The sequence below is a fragment of the Paenibacillus sp. ClWae2A genome (assembly GCF_032452295.1).
GTDB lineage: Bacteria > Bacillota > Bacilli > Paenibacillales > Paenibacillaceae > Paenibacillus.
The window spans coordinates 15,246-31,461 of sequence record NZ_JAULSQ010000022.1; the positions used below are offsets into that span (position 1 = coordinate 15,246).

Genomic DNA, 16,216 nt, shown 5'->3' on the forward strand with positions numbered 1-16,216 from the left:
CACAATAGGTGCCGGCAAGTAAATCTTCACTCGACCGGTACCTATTGCCTATTTATTGATAAAACCTTTGTAGTGGCGTTTGATCAATTGGCTTTCGATTTGCTTCATCGTATCCAGCGCAACACCGATAACGATCAGGAGGGATGTTCCTCCAATTTGCGCAGATTGAGGCAAACCAGAAAGTGCCCCTAAGAATACAGGCAGAACGGAAATGACTGCCAAGAAGATGGCTCCGGCCATTGTCAAACGAGTCATGACACGGGTCAGATATTTCTCGGTTGCTTTACCCGGGCGAATGCCTGGGATGTAACCGCCGTTCTTTTTCATATTATCAGCCATCTGCTGTGGATTCATCTGTACAAAAGTATAGAAGAATGTGAAACCGAAGATCATCACGACATACAGCAACATACCAAGAGGTTTGTGTGTTGTCAGATTCTGTCCGATCCACTGTGCCCAGAGGCGATCTGCCCAGAAGTTGGCGATGATCGTTGGGAACATCAACAGCGATGAAGCAAAGATGACAGGGATAACACCTGCTGCATTAATTTTCAGCGGGATATGTGTATTCTGTCCACCGTACATTTTGTTACCTACGACACGTTTAGCGTACTGTACCGGAATCTTTCGAATCGCCTGCTGAATGTAAATGACCCCTATGATGATCAACACAATAACAATTGCGATGATAACACCTTTAAGAATATTCATAAACAGTTGGTCAGGTTGAATGAAGTCAGATTCGATCGTTTGCTTGATAATGTTAGGCACCGTAGATAGGATACCCGCAAAGATCAAGATCGAAATCCCGTTTCCTATGCCCTTCTCGGTGATCTGCTCACCAAGCCACATCAGGAATGAAGTACCGGCCGTAAGTACAATCGCGATCAAGATATAATCTGCAAATGTAGCGTTAGGCACCATCTCTGTATTGTACAAGCGGTTGAATCCGATCGACGTACCAAACGCTTGAATCAATGCCAGTCCGATGGTTAAATAACGGGTCAACTGTGCAGATTTCTTCTTACCTTGTTCACCTTGCTTTGCCCACTCCGCTAATTTAGGAATAACGTCCATGGAAAGCAACTGTACTATGATAGACGCAGTGATGTAAGGCACGATCCCGAGCGCAAATATCGAGAACTGGAAGAGCGCTCCACCCGAGAACGTATTGAGAAGTCCAAAAACTTCTTTACCCGCAGAATTTGTCGCTTCGAACACATCTTTGTTAACTCCCGGCACGGGGACAAAGGAGCCGATGCGGTAAATGATCAGTACAAAAAGGGTAAATAATACCCTTTTGCGCAGATCTTCAACCCGCCAGATATTCTTTAGGGTCTTGAACATTAAATCACCTCAGTTGTACCGCCAGCAGCTTCAATTTTCTCAATAGCAGATTGAGAAAACTTGTTAGCTTTAACAGTCAGCTTCACAGTGACATCACCGTTACCCAGGATTTTGATTCCGGATTTAGCGTTTTTAACTACGCCATTCGTCATCAAGAATTCTGGAGTTACTTCAGTACCCGCAGCAAAACTGTTCAGGTCTTCAGTATTCACAACTGCATATTCTTTGCGAGTTGGGTTTACAAAACCACGTTTTGGCAAGCGACGATACAATGGATTTTGTCCACCTTCGAAGCCTGGACGAACTCCACCGCCAGAACGAGAATTTTGTCCTTTGTGACCGCGACCTGATGTTTTACCTGTACCACTACTTGGACCGCGACCAAGACGTTTACGTTCTTTGCGGGATCCAGGAGATGGTGAAAGCTCATGTAACTTCATCGTTCGTTGCACCTCCTTAAAGATTTGTGGGATTAACCCGTTATTAAGCTTCTACTTCTTTAACAGCAACCAAGTGGCTTACTTTGTTAATCATACCACGGATGGCAGGATTATCGTTTTGTACCACTTTGCTATTGATTTTGCGCAAACCCAATGTTTTCACAGTTGTTCTTTGCGTCTCCGGACGTCCGATCAAGCTGCGGACGAGGGTAATTTCTAATTTAGCCATGAGAATTCCCTCCTTAACCCAGAAGCTCTTCGACGGATTTTCCGCGCAGTTTAGCCACGTCTTCAGCACGCTTCAAACGGGACAAACCTTCCAAAGTCGCATTGACCATGTTCATGGAATTCGAAGAACCCAGAGATTTTGTCAAAATGTCACCTACACCAGCAAGTTCGAGAACCGCACGTACAGGACCACCAGCGATAACACCAGTACCTTCAGATGCTGGTTTCAACAGCACGCGTCCTGCGCCGAACTTACCTGTTACCAAGTGAGGAATCGATGTTCCTACGAGTGGAACGTGTACAAGGTTTTTCTTAGCGTCTTCAATACCTTTGCGAATTGCATCAGGTACTTCGCCCGCTTTACCGATACCAGCTCCAACCCAGCCGTTGCCGTCGCCGACTACAACCAGTGCGCTAAAGCTGAAACGGCGTCCGCCTTTTACTACTTTAGCTACGCGATTAATATTTACAACTCTTTCAGTCAGTTCCAAAGTATTCGGATCTACACGCAAGTCGTTAACCTCCTTTTGAAAAATATCTTAAAACTCAAGTCCTGCTTCACGAGCCGCTTCAGCCAATGCTGCGATACGACCATGGTACAGATAACCGCTACGGTCAAATACGATATTGGAAACACCTTTGTCTTTAGCACGTTTAGCAACGAGTTCGCCAACTTTACGAGCTGATTCAACAGATGCACCATTTTTGATGTCAGTGCTCAATTCTTTGTCTACGGTAGACGCGGAAGCGATTGTTACACCAGCAACATCATCGATGATTTGAGCATACATATGTTTACCAGAACGGAATACGTTCAAACGAGGACGTGCTGCCGTTCCTTGGATTTTCTTACGAACACGAAGGTGTCTTTTCAGACGAGCCTTATTTTTATCTGGTTTCGTAATCATCTCAAAGATTCACTCCTTTCAGGTTACCTCGCTGGCTTCAAAGCAGAAGCCACGGGGTATATTAGAAACACACGAAGCAAGCAAGCCGAAAGCCGCGCAAAGGCGGTAAGAGAAATCTTATTTCTTCTTACCGGCTTTACCTTCCTTACGGATGATACGCTCGCCTTCATATTTAATACCTTTACCTTTGTACGGCTCAGGTTCACGTACGGAACGGATTTTAGCAGCGTAAGCACCTACACGCTCTTTGTCGATTCCGCGAACGATGATTTTTGTATTCGAAGGTACTTCGAATTCGATTCCCGCTTCCGGTGTAATTTCAACCGGGTGAGAGTAACCAACGTTCAGAACGATTTTATCTCCGGATTTGCTTGCACGATATCCGACCCCAACCAATTCCAGAGATTTTGCGAATCCTTCAGTAACGCCGCTCACCATATTGTTTACAACGCTACGCGTTGTGCCGTGCAAAGAACGGTGAGTTTTGTTATCGGAAGGACGCACAACTGTGATTTCGTTATTTTCAACTGTAACCTTCATGTCTTTATGAAGCTCACGAGTCAAAGTTCCTTTAGGTCCTTTTACCGTAATAACGGTGTTGTCCAGGGTGATGTCTACACCACTTGGTACTGTGATTGGTTTGCGACCAATACGAGACATATGTTGCACCTCCTATCTTGTGACGTTATATTACCAAACGTAGCAAACGACTTCTCCGCCGGATTTCGATTGACGAGCTTCTTTGTCCGTCATGATACCTTTAGATGTCGAGATGATCGCGATTCCCAGGCCACCAAGTACACGAGGTACTTCGTTGCTTTTCGTGTAAACACGAAGACCAGGTTTACTGATTCTTTTCAGACCAGTGATAACGCGCTCGTTATTTTGACCGTATTTCAGGAAAACACGGATAATCCCTTGTTTGTTATCATCGATAACTTCAGCGTCACGGATGAAACCTTCACGCTTCAGGATATCGGCGATTTGTTTTTTCATTGTCGAAGCAGGCATTTCTACCGTTTCGTGACGAACAGTGTTCGCGTTACGAATACGAGTAAGCATATCTGCAATTGGATCAGACATAGTCATTGTGAGTTAACCTCCTTCCCGTTCAGGACTTTTTACCAGCTTGCTTTTTTCACGCCAGGGATCTGGCCTTTATAAGCTAATTCACGGAAACAAATTCTGCAAATTTTGAACTTTTGCAGGACCGAATGTGGACGTCCGCAACGCTCACAGCGTGTATATGCACGTACTTTAAACTTAGGTGTACGTTGTTGTTTAACTTTCATCGAAGTTTTTGCCACTTAGCCTGACACCTCCTAAATAATTTCGGAGAAAAGGGAGTCTTTCCAGACACCCGGAAACGTTATGCCAACATTACTTAACGAAAGGCATTCCCATTTGCGTGAGCAATTCGCGGGACTCTTCGTCTGTTTTCGCCGTTGTTACGATGACAATATCCATACCGCGGACTTTATCAACTTTATCATACTCGATCTCTGGGAAGATCAGTTGCTCTTTCAGACCCAGTGTATAGTTACCACGTCCATCGAAAGCTTTACTCGATACACCGCGGAAGTCGCGGACACGAGGAAGCGTTACGTTGAGCAATTTATCTAGGAAGTAGTACATACGCTCACCGCGTAATGTTACTTTCACACCGATAGGCATATTCTCACGCAGTTTGAATCCTGCGATAGATTTTTTAGCACGAGTGATTACAGGTTTTTGACCTGCGATCAGTTGCAAATCGTTTACTGCGGAATCCAACACTTTAGAGTTTTGGACAGCGTCGCCCACACCCATGTTGATAACGATTTTCTCGATTTTCGGCACTTGCATTACCGTTGTATAGTTAAACTTCTGCATCAAAGCAGGAGCGATTTCTTGCAGGTAACGTTCTTTCATTCTTGATGCCATGAATCATAGCCCTCCTTTCTCATTCGGTTCAATTAGTCGATAATTTCTCCGGAACGTTTAGCAACGCGCACTTTCTTTCCGTTATCCAAAACTTTGTAACCTACACGGGTTACTTTTCCGCTCTTCGGATCGATGTGCATTACGTTGGAAACGTGAATCGGAGCTTCCTTCTCGATAATGCCGCCTTGCGGATTTTGCTGGTTAGGCTTCTGGTGTTTTTTCACCATGTTAACACCTTCCACAAGGACGCGGTTCTCACGAGGATAAGCAGCGATGACACGGCCTTTTTTACCTTTGTCTTTACCGCTGATCACCATAACCGTATCTTCCTTTTTAACGTGAAGTTTGTTGTTATGGGATTCCAGAACTTTTTTCACTCTTGGCATTTCGTACACCTCCTGTTTCTAACATCACGAGATTAAGCTTTAGATAACTTCTGGAGCCAAGGAAACGATTTTCATGAAGTCTTTATCGCGAAGTTCGCGAGCAACTGGTCCGAAAATACGTGTTCCACGTGGGCTTCTGTCGTCTTTTACAACAACCGCTGCATTTTCATCAAAACCGATGTAGGAACCGTCTTTACGACGTACAGAACGTTTCGTACGAACGACAACCGCTCTAACTACATCACCTTTTTTGACAACGCCGCCTGGTGTTGCTTGTTTAACAGAACAAACGATCAGATCACCGATTTGAGCTGTACGACGTCCCGTACCGCCGAGTACGCGGATACACATCAGTTCCTTCGCACCGGAGTTGTCAGCCACAGTCAAACGTGTAAATGGTTGAATCATTTAGTATTCCTCCTTTCAGCAGTGCTGCTGAGCATTAGATGATAACCGCTTTTTCTACGATTTCAGTAAGTCTCCAGCGTTTATCTTTCGAAAGCGGACGAGTCTCCATGATTTTCACCGTGTCACCGATTTTCGCAGTGTTTTCTTCGTCATGTGCTTTGAATTTTTTAGTAACCTTAATGCGTTTATGGTACAAGTTGTGTTTTTTGTAAGTTTCTACAGCAACAACAATTGTTTTGTCCATTTTATCGCTGACCACTTTACCAGTTTGCACTTTACGTGCGTTACGTTCTTCGCTCATTGTTGGCCTCCTTCCTGATTACGGACGGATTGTCCATCCTATCCCTAATTAACCGATTCCCAATTCTCTCTCACGGATAATGGTTTTAGCACGAGCTATTTCTTTCCGCACATCACGGATGCGAGTCGGGTTATCCAGCTGACCGGTAGCTAATTGAAAGCGGAGGTTAAAGAGTTCTTCTTTAAATCCGGCAATCTTTTGCTCGATTTCAGCAGAGGTTAGGTTGCGAAATTCACTAGCTTTCATTTGCTTCACCACCCAATTCTTCACGTTTCACGAACTTCGTTTTGATTGGCAGTTTGTGAGCGGCAAGACGCATTGCTTCGCGTGCAATTTCCTCCGGTACACCAGCAAGTTCAAACATGATCTTACCTGGTTTCACTACTGCAACCCATTTTTCTACGTTACCTTTACCGCTACCCATCCGAACCTCTAGAGGCTTTTGAGTGATTGGTTTGTCTGGGAAAATTTTTATCCAAACTTTACCACCACGTTTGATGTAACGAGTCATCGCAATACGAGCCGCTTCGATCTGACGGTTCGTAATCCAAGCCGGTTCCGTAGCTTGCAGACCGTATTCGCCAAAGTTCAGAGTCGTTCCGCCTTTAGCTTGGCCTTTCATATGTCCACGTTGTTGCTTACGGTGTTTTACGCGTTTTGGTACCAACATGATTAGTTGCCTCCTTCCTTAGCAGCTTGTTTCTTAGCCGTAGGAAGAACCTCTCCACGATAGATCCATACTTTTACGCCGATACGTCCGTAAGTAGTATGAGCCTCTGCTGTACCATAGTCAATGTCAGCACGCAGTGTGTGCAGTGGAACAGTTCCTTCGCTGTAGCCCTCAGAACGTGCGATCTCAGCACCGCCAAGACGTCCGCCTACTTGAGTTTTGATACCTTTAGCACCGGAGCGCATAGTTCTTTGAATTGCTTGTTTCAGAGCACGACGGAAAGAAACACGACGTTCCAATTGTTGTGCAATGCTTTCAGCTACAAGAACAGCGTCCAAGTCTTGGTTCTTAATTTCAGAAATGTTGATGTGTACTTTTTTACCGCCAGCAATTTTCGTAATTTGGTTACGAAGATTTTCAACTTCTGAACCACCCTTACCAATAACCATACCTGGTTTAGCAGTGTGAATCGTTACGTTTACGCGGTTAGCCGCTCTCTCAATTTCTACACGAGATAAAGCGGAGTCTTTCAATTTATTTTTCAGGAATTCACGAATTCTCACGTCTTCCATCAAAAGATCACCGAAGTCTTTGCCTGCATACCACTTAGATTCCCAGTCACGGATAATTCCGACACGGAGTCCGACTGGATTTACCTTTTGGCCCACACATTTCCCCTCCTTCTACTTCTCAGATACCACCAAAGTAATGTGGCTAGTACGTTTGTTAATACGACTTGCACGTCCCATTGCACGAGGGCGGAAACGTTTCATTGTCGGTCCTTGGTTCACGTAAGCTTGCGAGATAACCAAGTTGTTAACATCCAAAGAATAGTTATGTTCCGCATTCGCAATAGCGGAGTTAAGCAACTTCTCAACGATTGGAGAAGCGGATTTCGGAGTGTGACGGAGAATGGCAACCGCCTCACCTACTTGCTTGCCGCGAATCAAGTCAACAACGAGTTGAACTTTACGAGGAGCAATCCGGATAAACTTAGCATGTGCTTTTGCTTCCATTGTGTAACCTCCTCTCAAACATTAAAGATGTTCATTTATCTTCTTGTTTTCTTATCATCATCAGTATGGCCTTTGTACGTACGGGTTGGAGCGAACTCACCCAGTTTGTGTCCGACCATGTCCTCAGTTACATACACTGGCACGTGTTTACGACCATCGTAAACGCCAAATGTGTGTCCGATGAATTGCGGGAAAATTGTAGAACGACGGGACCAGGTTTTGATTACGTTTTTCTTACCTGAAGCTTCCATCTCTTCTACCTTTTTGAGCATGTAGCCATCAATGAATGGCCCTTTTTTCAAACTGCGACCCATGTGGAGATCCTCCCTTCAAACGTAGCTATTATGCATCCGCAGATGCCTCACGAAGTTATGCACAGTGTGTATTACTTCGTGCGGCGGCGAATGATGTATTTATCAGAAGCTTTATTTTTCTTACGCGTTTTGTAACCAAGAGTAGGTTTACCCCATGGTGACATTGGCGATTTACGTCCGATTGGAGCACGACCTTCACCACCACCGTGTGGGTGATCGTTAGGGTTCATTACTACACCACGAACCTCAGGACGTTTACCCAACCAACGGCTACGACCGGCTTTACCGATTTTGATGAGCTCGTGGTCTTGGTTACCAACAGATCCGATTGTCGCGCGGCAAACTTTCAAAATACGACGAACTTCTCCGGAAGAGAGACGAACGGAAACGTATTTTTCTTCTTTACCAAGCAATTGAGCTTCTGTACCAGCAGCACGAACCAATTGTCCGCCTTTACCTGGTTTCAACTCGATGTTGTGGATAACGGTACCTACTGGAATGTTTTCGAGTGGCAGTGCGTTACCGATTTTGATGTCTGATTCAGGTCCGGAGAACACTTGATCTCCAACTTTCAAACCTTTAGGAGCGATGATATAACGTTTCTCACCATCAGCATAGTGAATCAGAGCGATGTTGGATGTACGGTTCGGGTCATACTCAATCGTAGCAACGCGGCCCGGTATTCCATCTTTAGTACGTTTGAAGTCAATGATACGGTATTTACGTTTGTGTCCACCACCATGGTGACGAACTGTAATTTTACCTTGGTTGTTGCGGCCTGCTTGTTTGCTCAACGGGGCCAACAACGATTTCTCCGGCTGATTTGTGGTGATTTCCTCAAATGTAGAAACGGACATGTTCCGTCTTGCCGGGGATGTTGGTTTATACTTTTTGATTGGCACTGGGTTTCCCTCCTTACTTCAAAAATTCAATTATACAGTTTCAAAGAACTCAAGCGTTTTGCTGTCTTTTGTCAGCGTTACAAACGCTTTTTTCCATTCGCTTGTATATCCGGAATAACGTCCGTACCGTTTTGGCTTAGCTGGAACACGAAGCGTGTTCACGTTTTTCACTTTTACGTTGAAAATAGCTTCTACGGCCTTTTTGATCTCGGTTTTGTTTGCACGGATATCGACTTCAAATACATATTTCAAGTCATTCATCATGTCAGCAGTACGTTCCGTAATAATCGGACGTTTTACAATATCACGAGGATCCTTCATTACGCGAGCACCTCCTCTACCTTCTGAACTGCTTCTTTCGTAATGATCAATTTGTCGTGCGAAAGCACGTCAAGAACATTAATACCGTCAGCAGCTACGAATTTCACGCCTGGAATATTCCGTGCGGAAAGAGCTACATTATCATCATAGCTAGGAGCTACAATCAAAGCTTTACGTCCCACTTTGAGGTTACTCAAGATGGCAGCAAATTCTTTAGTTTTAGGTGTGCTCAACGTGAGAGCGTCCAAAACGATAATGTCATTGTCAAGCACTTTGGATGAAAGGGCTGATTTAATCGCCAAGCGGCGAACTTTCTTAGGCAGTTTATACGCATAGCTCCGTGGTGTTGGACCAAATACGATACCGCCGCCTTTCCATTGTGGTGAACGAATTGAACCTTGACGAGCGCGACCTGTACCTTTTTGTTTCCAAGGCTTACGTCCACCGCCACGTACTTCAGAACGTCCTTTTACTTTGTGGGTACCTTGACGAAGGGAAGCGCGTTGCATAAGAACTGCATCGTACAGAACGTGTTGGTTCGGCTCAATTCCGAAAACCGCATCGTTCAATTCAACTTCGCCTACTTGGCTACCATCTACATTGTAAACTGATACTTTTGGCATTTTGTGTTCCTCCTTTCTTCAGTGGTTATTTTTTCACCGTTTCTTTAACTCTGATGAGACTGTTTTTCGGTCCAGGAATGGAACCTTTCACGAGCAACACGTTACGCTCAGCGTCTACTTTAACTACTTCAAGACGTTGGATTGTAATAGTATCATGTCCCATGTGTCCTGGCAGGCGTTTGCCTTTAGGAACGCGGTTAGCTTGGATCGAACCCATTGAACCAGGGCCACGGTGGTAACGCGAACCGTGTGACATAGGTCCAGTGCTTTGTCCCCAACGTTTGATAACGCCGGCAAAACCTTTACCTTTAGAAATACCCGTTACGTCAACGAATTCGCCTTCAGCGAAAATGTCAGCTTTCAGTTCTTGGCCAACTTCATATTCTGCGATGTTGATACCGCGAACTTCACGAACGTAGCGCTTAGGGGCAGTGTTCGCTTTTTTAGCGTGACCTGCTTCTGGCTTGTTAGCATTTTTCTCTTTCTTATCGGAGTAACCGATTTGAATTGCTTCGTAGCCATCGTTCTCAATGTCTTTCTTTTGCAAAACAACACAAGGGCCTGCTTCGATAACCGTTACTGGAACGACGTTACCTTCAGGAGTAAATACTTGAGTCATTCCGAGTTTTTTTCCTAAGATTGCTTTCATGTTGACACCTCTTTTCCTTTATACATGGTCTTTGTTGTAGCTTGTATTACAATTTAATTTCGATATCTACACCGGACGGCAGATCCAAGCGCATCAAGGCATCCACAGTTTGTGGAGTCGGGTTAACGATGTCGATCAAACGTTTATGTGTACGTTGTTCGAATTGTTCCCGAGAATCCTTGTACTTGTGCACCGCACGAAGAATAGTAATGATTTGTTTTTCAGTAGGAAGCGGAATCGGACCGGATACACCAGCACCCGAACGTTTTGCTGTTTCAACAATTTTCTCCGCGGATTGATCAAGAATTCTGTGGTCGTAAGCTTTCAAACGAATACGAATTTTTTGCTTTGCCATTTTAGTCCCTCCTTCTATCGCCCAATTTTTTATCGGACATACTCCGTGAAAATTTTCTAGCCACTCTCCCATGGCAAAGGGGCCGGGTGTGCCAGTAACCTCTCACATCATCGCAACGTCACAGAACAACATTCATTATTATATAGAAAAGATGGGCGTATTGCAAGCATATTTAAGAAAAACATTTAAACTTATCTTTTCTGATGAAATGACTTCGTTTATTGCAATGTTAATCTTCGATATCCAGGCTGCCTTGCCAATCCTTCTAAACTCGTAAATGATGTTCATTTCGTATGACGCAGGTTCCGAACTTTAAACATAATAAAAGAGTTCTCTATCCGATGTCGGATAAAGAACTCTTCCGAAGCTTCGTTACAATACAATGTTACTCGTTCCAGTACACTGTTGCATATGCTTTATTCAGCGTTAAGCCGAATTATTTTTGGATAGATGCTACGGAACCGGCACCTACTGTACGTCCGCCTTCACGAATGGAGAATTTAGTTCCTTCTTCAATCGCGATTGGGGAGATCAGGGAAACAGTAACAGTGATGTTATCACCAGGCATTACCATTTCAGTACCTTCAGGCAAGTTGATGATGCCTGTTACGTCAGTTGTACGGAAGTAGAACTGTGGACGGTAACCAGTGAAGAATGGTTTGTGACGTCCGCCCTCTTCTTTAGTCAGAACATAGATTTGAGCTGTGAATTCTGTGTGTGGCTTAACAGAACCTGGTTTTGCAAGTACTTGACCACGCTCGATTTGAGTACGGTCAACACCACGCAACAATGCACCGATGTTGTCACCCGCTTGAGCGGAATCCAACAATTTACGGAACATCTCAACGCCTGTTACAACAGATTTCTTAGTTTCTTCAGTGATACCAACGATTTCGATCTCTTCGCCGACTTTAACAGTACCACGCTCTACACGGCCAGTAGCAACAGTACCACGACCAGTGATGGAGAATACGTCCTCGACAGGCATCAAGAAAGGCTTGTCAGTTTGACGCTCAGGCAGTGGGATGTAAGTGTCGATCTCTTTGAACATCTCAACGATTTTTTGAGCCCATTCGCCATCTGGGTTTGCCAGAGCTTCACGAGCGGATCCACGAGTGATTGGAGTATCGTCACCTGGGAACTCATATTCGTTAAGAAGGTCGCGAACTTCCATCTCAACCAATTCCAACAACTCTTCGTCTTCAACCATGTCACATTTGTTCAAGAATACAACAATGTATGGTACGCCTACTTGACGGGAGAGCAAGATGTGCTCACGAGTTTGTGGCATTGGGCCGTCTGCTGCGGATACTACCAAGATAGCTCCATCCATTTGAGCCGCGCCAGTGATCATGTTTTTAACATAGTCGGCGTGACCTGGGCAGTCAACGTGAGCGTAGTGACGAGTGTCAGTTTCGTACTCAACGTGTGATGTGGAGATTGTGATACCGCGTTCGCGCTCTTCTGGAGCTTTGTCGATTTGGTCGAATGCAATTGCAGCACCACCGTAAGTTTTGGACAATACAGTTGTGATTGCAGCAGTCAGAGTTGTTTTACCGTGATCGACGTGACCAATAGTACCGATGTTAACGTGGGGTTTATTACGTTCGTATTTAGCCTTTGCCATTTGAACGTGGCCTCCTTAAAATTATAATTTTATGTTTTCACTGAATGAAGTGCTCCGAATTGAATTCTTATGCACTTGCATCCAGTGTGAGAAAACTACTCGGTGCCTTTTGTTTTGGCAACGATTTCTTCAGCGATGCTCTTAGGAACTTCTTCATAGTGAGAGAGTTCCATGGAGAATACGCCGCGTCCTTGAGTACCGGAACGAAGAGTTGTAGAGTAACCAAACATTTCAGACAGAGGTACCTTAGCACGGATGATTTGAGCTCCACTACGGGAATCCATACCTTCAATGCGGCCACGACGGGAGTTCAACATACCCATTACGTCACCCATGTACTCTTCTGGAACAGTTACTTCTACTTTCATGATAGGCTCAAGCAGAACTGGTTTACACTTGTCTTTAGCCGCTTTAAGCGCCATAGATCCGGCAATTTTAAATGCCATCTCATTGGAATCGACATCATGGTAAGATCCGTCTACGATTGTAGCCTTAACGTCAACAAGCGGGAAGCCTGCAATAACGCCGTTTTTCATTTGCTCTTCAATCCCTGACAGTGCAGGTTGAATGTATTCTCTTGGTACGGAACCACCGACAACCTTACTTTCGAACTGGCTGCCTGTACCCGGCTCGAGAGGTTCGAATTCAACCCATACGTGACCGTATTGACCACGACCACCGGATTGACGTACGAATTTACCTTCAACGCGCGCTGGAGCACGGAATGTTTCACGGTAAGCTACTTGTGGTTTACCCACAGTAGTTTCAACCTTGAACTCACGACGCATACGGTCGATGATGATATCAAGGTGAAGCTCACCCATACCTGCCAAGATTGTTTGACCTGTTTCTTCATCAGTATGAGCACGAAGAGTTGGATCCTCTTCAGTCAACTTACCGAGAGCAACACCCATTTTATCTTGGTCAGCTTTGGTTTTAGGTTCAACGGCGATTTCGATAACCGGATCAGGGAAGTTCATTGACTCCAGGATAACCGGATTTTTCTCATCACATAGTGTATCACCTGTACCTGTATCTTTCAAACCTACGGCAGCTGCAATATCACCGGAGTAAACTACAGTGATTTCTTGACGGCTGTTCGCATGCATTTGAAGGATACGACCGATACGCTCACGTTTGTTTTTAGTGGCATTCAATACATATGATCCGGATTGAAGAACACCAGAGTATACGCGGAAGAATGTCAATTTACCAACGTAAGGGTCTGTCATGATTTTGAATGCCAATGCGGAGAAAGGCTCTTCATCGGATGACTGACGGACTGCTTCAGTTCCATCTTCAAGATGTCCAGTGATCGATGGAACATCTGTTGGAGCTGGCAAGTAATCGATAACAGCATCCAACATCAGTTGAACACCTTTGTTACGATACGAGGATCCACAGATAACCGGGAAGATCTTAACATCTACAACACCTTTACGGAGTACGGCTTTGATCTCATCAATTGTGATTTCTTCGCCTTCCAGGTATTTCATTGTCAAATCTTCATCCAGTTCAGCAACGCGCTCAATCAACTCGTTGCGAAGTTCTTCAACTTGATCTGCAAATTCTGCAGGAATGTCGGTTTCTTCGATATCTTGACCAAGGTCATCTTTGTACATATGAGCTCTTTGTGCAACGATATCGATGATACCAGTGAAATCATTTTCAGCGCCAATCGGAAGTTGAATCGCAACAGCATTCGCTTGAAGGCGATCACGCATGTCAGATACAACGTTCAGGAAGTCAGCACCGATGATATCCATTTTATTTACATATGCGATACGAGGTACGCCGTACTTGTCAGCCTGTCTCCATACGGTTTCGGACTGAGGCTCAACGCCTTCTTTCGCACTGAATACACCAACTGCTCCGTCCAATACACGAAGGGAACGTTCAACTTCAACAGTGAAGTCAACGTGTCCCGGGGTATCAATAATATTAACGCGGTGGCCTTTCCAAGCAGCGGTAGTTGCAGCGGAAGTAATCGTAATTCCGCGCTCCTGTTCCTGTTCCATCCAGTCCATTGTCGCAGCGCCTTCGTGTACTTCACCGATTTTGTGCGTACGTCCTGTGTAAAACAGGATCCGCTCAGTTGTCGTGGTTTTACCCGCATCAATATGAGCCATGATCCCGATATTACGTGTATTTTTCAAGGAGAACTCTCTAGCCATGAAATGGGTCTCCCTTCAAAATTGAAGTTTTTTTATTGTGAACTGAATCCTACCAACGGTAGTGAGCAAACGCTTTGTTTGCTTCAGCCATTTTGTGCGTATCTTCACGTTTTTTAACGGAAGCGCCTGTGTTGTTGGAAGCGTCGATGATCTCAGCCGCCAAACGCTCTTCCATTGTTTTCTCACCGCGGTTGCGGGAGTAGTTCACGAGCCAACGTAATCCCAGAGCAGTACGTCTCTCTGGTTTCACCTCGATTGGTACTTGGTAGTTGGCACCGCCGACACGGCGAGCTTTAACTTCCAGGACTGGCATGATGTTCTTGATTGCTGCTTCAAATACTTCCATAGGGTCATTACCCGTACGTTCTTGAATCAACTTGAACGCATTATACAGAATGCTTTGAGCAACACCGCGTTTTCCGCCGATCATGATGCGGTTGATTAAGCGAGTAACCAACTTGCTGTTGTATAACGGATCAGGCAACACGTCTCTTTTCGTAACTGGACCTTTGCGTGGCATGGATATCCCCCTTTCTTTCTTGTTCAGCAGACCCTGTACCTTCCAAACCTAAGTCAGAAGGCTTTCAGGTTCTCTGCTTATAATGGTTTAGGCTTTTTTAGCTTTTGGACGTTTTGCACCGTATTTCGAACGAGCTTGCATACGGTTGTTTACGCCTGCAGTATCGAGAGCTCCACGAACGATGTGATAACGAACTCCTGCAAGGTCTTTAACTTTACCTCCGCGGATCAATACCACACTGTGCTCTTGAAGGTTATGTCCGATTCCCGGGATATAAGCAGTAACCTCGAGACGGTTCGTCAAACGAACACGGGCATACTTACGAAGTGCAGAGTTTGGTTTACGTGGAGTCATTGTACCTACACGAGTGCAGACACCACGTTTTTGTGGGGCACTGATGTTAGTAGATTCACGTTTCAAAGCGTTGAATCCTTTTTGCAAAGCTGGAGATTTTGACTTCTCAACTTTTGCTTGACGTCCTTTACGAACCAGTTGATTAATAGTTGGCATGTGATTGCCACCCCCTTCCTCAAATATTCATGTTTCTTTATAAACCTCTTTTCGCTAAGTCCACAGACCCAGGCGGTTCATAAAAAGACAAATGAAAAGTTTTTGCCTTGGAGAATCCTTAAAAGTTCTCGGACAAAAACGTTCCTTACACTATCATTTTACGACAGCAGCCATAGCTGCTCCCACTCCAATCCCGCAAGCTTTGCCGAGATTTTTCATTGTATCCACTTTCGTGTACTTCACATTGTGTTGTTCACACAAAGCAATGATTTTGGAAGTGAGCTGCGGATCACTATCTTCTGCGACATAGACTTCAGAAGCCATACCTGTCTGCACCATCCGCATGGTCTGTTTGGTACCTATTTTGACATGAGCATCTTGCAAGGCTTTTTCATTAGACATTGTGTATTCCTCCGAATAGAACCATGTACAATCAGCTGCCCACGCACCTTTGATATATTAGCATCTAGCGCAAGCATTGTCAATGCTAATCCTAAAACATTTTTTAAAAGTTTACGCACATCAGGATTCGTCCGCCTACATTATACAAGCGTCCGCCTCCTGACGCACAAAACTTTCATTCCCCTCTAAATG

27 protein-coding genes are annotated in these 16,216 nt (G+C 44.8%); all 27 read right to left on the reverse strand.

Going from position 1 to position 16,216, the window contains the following annotated elements:
* Positions 1-48 precede the first annotated feature (48 nt).
* Positions 49-1,347 (reverse strand): preprotein translocase subunit SecY, encoded by a 1,299-nt coding sequence (secY, locus tag QVE09_RS30320; RefSeq protein WP_047841120.1) that lies wholly within the window; start codon positions 1,345-1,347, stop codon positions 49-51.
* Complete coding sequence (gene rplO, locus QVE09_RS30325; protein WP_017692093.1) at positions 1,347-1,787, reverse strand: 50S ribosomal protein L15; 441 nt, start codon at positions 1,785-1,787, stop codon at positions 1,347-1,349. Before rplO ends, secY begins: the two co-directional genes overlap by 1 nt.
* A 43-nt stretch (positions 1,788-1,830) precedes the next feature.
* Positions 1,831-2,016, reverse strand: a complete 186-nt coding sequence (gene rpmD / locus QVE09_RS30330; RefSeq protein ID WP_017692092.1) for a 50S ribosomal protein L30 — start codon at positions 2,014-2,016, stop codon at positions 1,831-1,833.
* 13 nt (positions 2,017-2,029) lie between these two features.
* On the reverse strand, positions 2,030-2,527 hold the full coding sequence (gene rpsE, locus QVE09_RS30335; protein WP_017692091.1) for a 30S ribosomal protein S5: 498 nt from the start codon (positions 2,525-2,527) through the stop codon (positions 2,030-2,032).
* 27 nt (positions 2,528-2,554) lie between these two features.
* Complete coding sequence (gene rplR, locus QVE09_RS30340; protein ID WP_017692090.1) at positions 2,555-2,923, reverse strand: 50S ribosomal protein L18; 369 nt, start codon at positions 2,921-2,923, stop codon at positions 2,555-2,557.
* Positions 2,924-3,040: 117 nt separating this feature from the next.
* Positions 3,041-3,583 (reverse strand): 50S ribosomal protein L6, encoded by a 543-nt coding sequence (rplF, locus tag QVE09_RS30345; RefSeq protein ID WP_017692089.1) that lies wholly within the window; start codon positions 3,581-3,583, stop codon positions 3,041-3,043.
* 30 nt (positions 3,584-3,613) lie between these two features.
* Positions 3,614-4,012, reverse strand: coding sequence for a 30S ribosomal protein S8 (rpsH, locus tag QVE09_RS30350; RefSeq protein WP_017692088.1), 399 nt, complete (start codon positions 4,010-4,012; stop codon positions 3,614-3,616).
* Positions 4,013-4,044: 32 nt separating this feature from the next.
* Positions 4,045-4,230 (reverse strand): type Z 30S ribosomal protein S14, encoded by a 186-nt coding sequence (locus tag QVE09_RS30355; RefSeq protein ID WP_013312154.1) that lies wholly within the window; start codon positions 4,228-4,230, stop codon positions 4,045-4,047.
* Between the two features lie 73 nt (positions 4,231-4,303).
* Positions 4,304-4,846: a 50S ribosomal protein L5 gene (gene rplE / locus QVE09_RS30360; protein ID WP_047841121.1), complete on the reverse strand. Its 543-nt coding sequence runs from the start codon at positions 4,844-4,846 to the stop codon at positions 4,304-4,306.
* A gap of 32 nt (positions 4,847-4,878) precedes the next feature.
* Complete coding sequence (gene rplX, locus QVE09_RS30365) at positions 4,879-5,232, reverse strand: 50S ribosomal protein L24 (protein ID WP_017692086.1); 354 nt, start codon at positions 5,230-5,232, stop codon at positions 4,879-4,881.
* Positions 5,233-5,271: 39 nt separating this feature from the next.
* Complete coding sequence (rplN, locus tag QVE09_RS30370) at positions 5,272-5,640, reverse strand: 50S ribosomal protein L14 (protein ID WP_017692085.1); 369 nt, start codon at positions 5,638-5,640, stop codon at positions 5,272-5,274.
* A 34-nt stretch (positions 5,641-5,674) separates the two neighbouring features.
* Positions 5,675-5,941, reverse strand: coding sequence for a 30S ribosomal protein S17 (gene rpsQ, locus QVE09_RS30375; RefSeq protein ID WP_017692084.1), 267 nt, complete (start codon positions 5,939-5,941; stop codon positions 5,675-5,677).
* 48 nt (positions 5,942-5,989) lie between these two features.
* On the reverse strand, positions 5,990-6,187 hold the full coding sequence (rpmC, locus tag QVE09_RS30380; RefSeq protein ID WP_017692083.1) for a 50S ribosomal protein L29: 198 nt from the start codon (positions 6,185-6,187) through the stop codon (positions 5,990-5,992).
* Positions 6,177-6,611 carry a 50S ribosomal protein L16 gene (gene rplP / locus QVE09_RS30385; protein ID WP_017692082.1) on the reverse strand — a complete coding sequence of 145 codons (435 nt, stop codon included), beginning with the start codon at positions 6,609-6,611 and terminating at the stop codon, positions 6,177-6,179. Before rplP ends, rpmC begins: the two co-directional genes overlap by 11 nt.
* 2 nt (positions 6,612-6,613) lie before the next feature.
* Complete coding sequence (gene rpsC / locus QVE09_RS30390; protein ID WP_076216858.1) at positions 6,614-7,279, reverse strand: 30S ribosomal protein S3; 666 nt, start codon at positions 7,277-7,279, stop codon at positions 6,614-6,616.
* A 15-nt stretch (positions 7,280-7,294) separates the two neighbouring features.
* Entirely contained in the window at positions 7,295-7,627 is a 333-nt protein-coding gene (rplV, locus tag QVE09_RS30395) for a 50S ribosomal protein L22 (RefSeq protein ID WP_024633583.1), read from the reverse strand.
* A 35-nt stretch (positions 7,628-7,662) separates the two neighbouring features.
* Positions 7,663-7,941, reverse strand: coding sequence for a 30S ribosomal protein S19 (gene rpsS, locus QVE09_RS30400; RefSeq protein ID WP_062836183.1), 279 nt, complete (start codon positions 7,939-7,941; stop codon positions 7,663-7,665).
* Between the two features lie 71 nt (positions 7,942-8,012).
* Positions 8,013-8,843: a 50S ribosomal protein L2 gene (rplB, locus tag QVE09_RS30405; RefSeq protein WP_017692078.1), complete on the reverse strand. Its 831-nt coding sequence runs from the start codon at positions 8,841-8,843 to the stop codon at positions 8,013-8,015.
* A 30-nt stretch (positions 8,844-8,873) separates the two neighbouring features.
* A complete protein-coding gene (gene rplW, locus QVE09_RS30410) occupies positions 8,874-9,164 on the reverse strand; it encodes a 50S ribosomal protein L23 (RefSeq protein WP_017692077.1) in 291 nt (96 codons plus the stop codon).
* On the reverse strand, positions 9,164-9,787 hold the full coding sequence (rplD, locus tag QVE09_RS30415) for a 50S ribosomal protein L4 (protein WP_017692076.1): 624 nt from the start codon (positions 9,785-9,787) through the stop codon (positions 9,164-9,166). Before rplD ends, rplW begins: the two co-directional genes overlap by 1 nt.
* Before the next feature lie 25 nt (positions 9,788-9,812).
* On the reverse strand, positions 9,813-10,436 hold the full coding sequence (rplC, locus tag QVE09_RS30420) for a 50S ribosomal protein L3 (protein ID WP_017692075.1): 624 nt from the start codon (positions 10,434-10,436) through the stop codon (positions 9,813-9,815).
* A 46-nt stretch (positions 10,437-10,482) separates the two neighbouring features.
* Entirely contained in the window at positions 10,483-10,791 is a 309-nt protein-coding gene (gene rpsJ / locus QVE09_RS30425; RefSeq protein ID WP_017692074.1) for a 30S ribosomal protein S10, read from the reverse strand.
* A gap of 436 nt (positions 10,792-11,227) precedes the next feature.
* On the reverse strand, positions 11,228-12,418 hold the full coding sequence (tuf, locus tag QVE09_RS30430) for an elongation factor Tu (RefSeq protein WP_017692073.1): 1,191 nt from the start codon (positions 12,416-12,418) through the stop codon (positions 11,228-11,230).
* Positions 12,419-12,513: 95 nt separating this feature from the next.
* Entirely contained in the window at positions 12,514-14,592 is a 2,079-nt protein-coding gene (gene fusA / locus QVE09_RS30435; protein ID WP_076216857.1) for an elongation factor G, read from the reverse strand.
* A 49-nt stretch (positions 14,593-14,641) separates the two neighbouring features.
* A complete protein-coding gene (gene rpsG, locus QVE09_RS30440; RefSeq protein ID WP_017692071.1) occupies positions 14,642-15,112 on the reverse strand; it encodes a 30S ribosomal protein S7 in 471 nt (156 codons plus the stop codon).
* 87 nt (positions 15,113-15,199) lie between these two features.
* Positions 15,200-15,622: a 30S ribosomal protein S12 gene (gene rpsL, locus QVE09_RS30445; protein ID WP_017692070.1), complete on the reverse strand. Its 423-nt coding sequence runs from the start codon at positions 15,620-15,622 to the stop codon at positions 15,200-15,202.
* A gap of 153 nt (positions 15,623-15,775) precedes the next feature.
* Positions 15,776-16,024, reverse strand: coding sequence for a ribosomal L7Ae/L30e/S12e/Gadd45 family protein (locus QVE09_RS30450; RefSeq protein ID WP_047841123.1), 249 nt, complete (start codon positions 16,022-16,024; stop codon positions 15,776-15,778).
* Positions 16,025-16,216: the final 192 nt, after the last annotated feature.

Excerpts from the sequence above, each read along its gene's own strand:
- rplR (WP_017692090.1), bottom strand. The coding sequence starts at position 2,923 with ATGATTACGAAACCAGATAAAAATAAGGCTCGTCTGAAAAGACACCTT.
- fusA (WP_076216857.1), bottom strand. The coding sequence starts at position 14,592 with ATGGCTAGAGAGTTCTCCTTGAAAAATACACGTAATATCGGGATCATG.
- rpmD (WP_017692092.1), bottom strand. The coding sequence starts at position 2,016 with ATGGCTAAATTAGAAATTACCCTCGTCCGCAGCTTGATCGGACGTCCG.
- rplN (WP_017692085.1), bottom strand. The coding sequence starts at position 5,640 with ATGATTCAACCATTTACACGTTTGACTGTGGCTGACAACTCCGGTGCG.
- rpsL (WP_017692070.1), bottom strand. The coding sequence starts at position 15,622 with ATGCCAACTATTAATCAACTGGTTCGTAAAGGACGTCAAGCAAAAGTT.
- secY (WP_047841120.1), bottom strand. The coding sequence starts at position 1,347 with ATGTTCAAGACCCTAAAGAATATCTGGCGGGTTGAAGATCTGCGCAAA.
- rplX (WP_017692086.1), bottom strand. The coding sequence starts at position 5,232 with ATGCCAAGAGTGAAAAAAGTTCTGGAATCCCATAACAACAAACTTCAC.
- rplE (WP_047841121.1), bottom strand. The coding sequence starts at position 4,846 with ATGGCATCAAGAATGAAAGAACGTTACCTGCAAGAAATCGCTCCTGCT.
- tuf (WP_017692073.1), bottom strand. The coding sequence starts at position 12,418 with ATGGCAAAGGCTAAATACGAACGTAATAAACCCCACGTTAACATCGGT.
- rplW (WP_017692077.1), bottom strand. The coding sequence starts at position 9,164 with ATGAAGGATCCTCGTGATATTGTAAAACGTCCGATTATTACGGAACGT.
- rpsH (WP_017692088.1), bottom strand. The coding sequence starts at position 4,012 with ATGACTATGTCTGATCCAATTGCAGATATGCTTACTCGTATTCGTAAC.
- rplO (WP_017692093.1), bottom strand. The coding sequence starts at position 1,787 with ATGAAGTTACATGAGCTTTCACCATCTCCTGGATCCCGCAAAGAACGT.
- rpsJ (WP_017692074.1), bottom strand. The coding sequence starts at position 10,791 with ATGGCAAAGCAAAAAATTCGTATTCGTTTGAAAGCTTACGACCACAGA.
- rpsS (WP_062836183.1), bottom strand. The coding sequence starts at position 7,941 with ATGGGTCGCAGTTTGAAAAAAGGGCCATTCATTGATGGCTACATGCTC.
- QVE09_RS30450 (WP_047841123.1), bottom strand. The coding sequence starts at position 16,024 with ATGTCTAATGAAAAAGCCTTGCAAGATGCTCATGTCAAAATAGGTACC.
- rpmC (WP_017692083.1), bottom strand. The coding sequence starts at position 6,187 with ATGAAAGCTAGTGAATTTCGCAACCTAACCTCTGCTGAAATCGAGCAA.
- rpsQ (WP_017692084.1), bottom strand. The coding sequence starts at position 5,941 with ATGAGCGAAGAACGTAACGCACGTAAAGTGCAAACTGGTAAAGTGGTC.
- rplD (WP_017692076.1), bottom strand. The coding sequence starts at position 9,787 with ATGCCAAAAGTATCAGTTTACAATGTAGATGGTAGCCAAGTAGGCGAA.
- rpsG (WP_017692071.1), bottom strand. The coding sequence starts at position 15,112 with ATGCCACGCAAAGGTCCAGTTACGAAAAGAGACGTGTTGCCTGATCCG.
- rplC (WP_017692075.1), bottom strand. The coding sequence starts at position 10,436 with ATGAAAGCAATCTTAGGAAAAAAACTCGGAATGACTCAAGTATTTACT.
- rplP (WP_017692082.1), bottom strand. The coding sequence starts at position 6,611 with ATGTTGGTACCAAAACGCGTAAAACACCGTAAGCAACAACGTGGACAT.
- rplF (WP_017692089.1), bottom strand. The coding sequence starts at position 3,583 with ATGTCTCGTATTGGTCGCAAACCAATCACAGTACCAAGTGGTGTAGAC.
- rplV (WP_024633583.1), bottom strand. The coding sequence starts at position 7,627 with ATGGAAGCAAAAGCACATGCTAAGTTTATCCGGATTGCTCCTCGTAAA.